Below are 2361 nucleotides of genomic sequence, written 5' to 3'. Positions count from 1 at the left end.
TGGACAATACGGCAACGGCGCTTATGATACGGTCATAAAGTCCTATGAGCTTGACGGCGGTAAAATTTACAGGGTATTTATAAGCGGTTTTAGAAGCGAAGAAGAAGCAAAAGACTTCATAAGCGCAGGACACATCTCTGGCGCATTTTTCGTAAGGGAATAAAATGCAAAGAAAGACAAAAGAGACGGATATCAGCCTAGAGCTTGAAATTTACGGTAGCGGGAAAGCTGAGATAAGCACTGGTATAGGATTTTTCGATCATATGCTTGAGGCTTTTTGCAAGCACGCGCTTTTTGATATGAAGCTTGTTTGTAGTGGCGATTTGCACGTGGATTTTCATCACAGTGTAGAGGACGTGGGTATCGTCATCGGGCAAGCTTTGCGCGAGAAAATTTATCCGCTTAGCGGAGTCGAGAGATTTGGCGAGGCGACGGTGGTGATGGACGAGGCGGCGGTAAACTGCGCCCTTGACCTCTCAAATCGCCCGTTTTTGGTATACGAGAGTATAAGCGATGGCAAAGTCGGCGAATTTGACGTAGAGTTAGCGAATGAGTTTTTCCAGGCTCTAGCATTTAATGCCGCAATCACCTTGCATATCGCTAAAATCCGCGGACGAAACTCTCATCATATTTTGGAAGCGAGCTTTAAAGCCTGCGCCGTCGCGCTAAGAAGAGCCCTGGCTAAAAACTCCAGAGTCGGCGTACCTAGCACGAAAGGCGTGCTATGATAGAGATTATATTTTTAGACGTCGACGGGTGCCTAACCGACGGCAAGATCGTCTATAGCCCAAACGGCGACGAGCTTAAATTTTTTGACGTCAAGGACGGATATGCTATCGAGAGCTGGCTAAAGCTCGGGAAAAAAGTCGCGATCATCACGGGCAGAAGCTCGCCTATCGTCGAAAAAAGGGCGCAGGATCTAAAGATAACGCATGTCTATCAAGGCGTTAGCGATAAGCTTGAAATCGCAAAACAGATACTGGAATTTGAAGGGTTGGAGTTTGAAAACGCTGCAGCTATAGGCGATGATTATAACGACTACAAGCTGCTAAAAAGCGTCGGATGGAGCTTTAAGCCAAAAAATGCGATCAAAGAGCTTGAAGTAAGAACGAAACTAAACTACAAGGGCGGCAACGGTGCGGTGCGCGAGATGATAGAGATACTTATCCGTAGCGAGGGCCTAATGCAAGAGTGGGCTAAACGTTGGTTATAAGGATTTTTTACCTAGTCGTCAGCGTTTTTAGCGTGGCGATGGTTTATTTGGCGATTGAGGAGCCTTACTATAGCGATCTTTTAAGTGGCGGCGAGGTGAGTGCGAGCATGCAGATGAGCGCGGTCACGGACTACGAGATGAACGCCACTGCAGTAAACGCCAGGTATGAAGCCGATACGTGCAATAGATATAAAGATAGAGACGAGTGTTTAAAATTTAAAGGCGTGGCGATAAGGGGCGTCAAGGAGCACAATATCAGTTCGGATGAGGCGATTTATCAAGAAGATTTATTAAAATTTAAAAATAATGTTAGATATATAAACAACGAAAATCTTAAATTTGTGTCCAATGAAGCCACTTATGATATAAAGAAAAAAATAGCCATCAGTAACACCCCGTTCGTTATGACTCAAAACGGGGATAAAATTACCGGCAATAGTTTAATTTATGATTTAAATTTAAAAACAACTAAAATAAAAGGATTTCAAGGATGGATAGAGCAAGAAAGGCGATAAGGGCTCTGCTGGTATTTTGCTTTTTACCGCTGTTTGCTGAGCAGGTAGAGGTTAACGCCGATAATTTCTTTGCCGACGAGAGTAAATTTATGGGCGAATTTAGCGGCAAAGTAAAAATCACCAAAGGTAAAGACGTGCTAACGGCGGATAAGGTTATTATTTATTTTGACTCCAAGAAAAATCCAACCAAATACGTAGCCTCGGGCAACGCCAAATTTAGAGTATTTATCAAAAATAAAACATACGACGGTAGCGGTAGCGAGCTTATTTACGAGCCTGCGCCAAATTTATATACGATAAACGGTAACGGCTTTTTACACGAGATAGAGAGCGATAAAAAAGTCTACGGCGAAAAGATCACCGTCAATCAAAACAGCGGCACCTATAACGTAAACAGCGGCAAAAAAGAGCCGGTCAAATTTATATTCCAGGTTGAGGACAAAAAGTGATCCGCGTTTTAAACGCAAAATTTCTTATCTCGGCACCCGACATCTCGCTAGCTCCGCCTGCAAACTCTAGCGAAGTGGCGTTTCTGGGGCGCTCAAACGTGGGCAAAAGTAGCCTCATAAACGCTCTCGTAAATCAAAAAGGCCTGGCCAAGAGCAGCTCGACGCCAGGCAAAACGCGCCTCAT

General features: G+C 44.3%; 6 protein-coding genes. All 6 read left to right on the top strand.

Annotation, left to right across the window (positions count from 1 at the left end):
- Nucleotides 1-34: 34 nt before the first annotated feature.
- Nucleotides 35-163 carry a hypothetical protein gene (locus tag Q0338_RS09035; RefSeq protein WP_298086463.1) on the top strand — a complete coding sequence of 43 codons (129 nt, stop codon included), beginning with the start codon at nt 35-37 and terminating at the stop codon, nt 161-163.
- Between the two features lies 1 nt (nt 164).
- Nucleotides 165-728: an imidazoleglycerol-phosphate dehydratase HisB gene (gene hisB / locus Q0338_RS09030; protein WP_298086462.1), complete on the top strand. Its 564-nt coding sequence runs from the start codon at nt 165-167 to the stop codon at nt 726-728.
- Complete coding sequence (locus Q0338_RS09025) at nt 725-1213, top strand: HAD hydrolase family protein (protein WP_298086461.1); 489 nt, start codon at nt 725-727, stop codon at nt 1211-1213. Before hisB ends, Q0338_RS09025 begins: the two co-directional genes overlap by 4 nt.
- On the top strand, nt 1204-1728 hold the full coding sequence (lptC, locus tag Q0338_RS09020) for an LPS export ABC transporter periplasmic protein LptC (RefSeq protein WP_298086460.1): 525 nt from the start codon (nt 1204-1206) through the stop codon (nt 1726-1728). Before Q0338_RS09025 ends, lptC begins: the two co-directional genes overlap by 10 nt.
- Nucleotides 1704-2177 carry a lipopolysaccharide transport periplasmic protein LptA gene (gene lptA, locus Q0338_RS09015; protein WP_298086459.1) on the top strand — a complete coding sequence of 158 codons (474 nt, stop codon included), beginning with the start codon at nt 1704-1706 and terminating at the stop codon, nt 2175-2177. The genes lptC and lptA overlap by 25 nt, the downstream gene beginning before the upstream one ends.
- Nucleotides 2174-2361, top strand: a 188-nt coding sequence (locus Q0338_RS09010) for a GTPase (RefSeq protein ID WP_298086458.1), incomplete at its 3' end; no start/stop codon positions are given. The genes lptA and Q0338_RS09010, both read left to right, overlap by 4 nt.

Origin of the sequence: uncultured Campylobacter sp., from assembly GCF_938018145.1 — a bacterium.
Taxonomy (GTDB): Bacteria; Campylobacterota; Campylobacteria; order Campylobacterales; family Campylobacteraceae; genus Campylobacter_A.
Note: the sequence above shows the minus strand (reverse complement) of the source record. Positions and strands in the feature narration are given on the sequence as shown.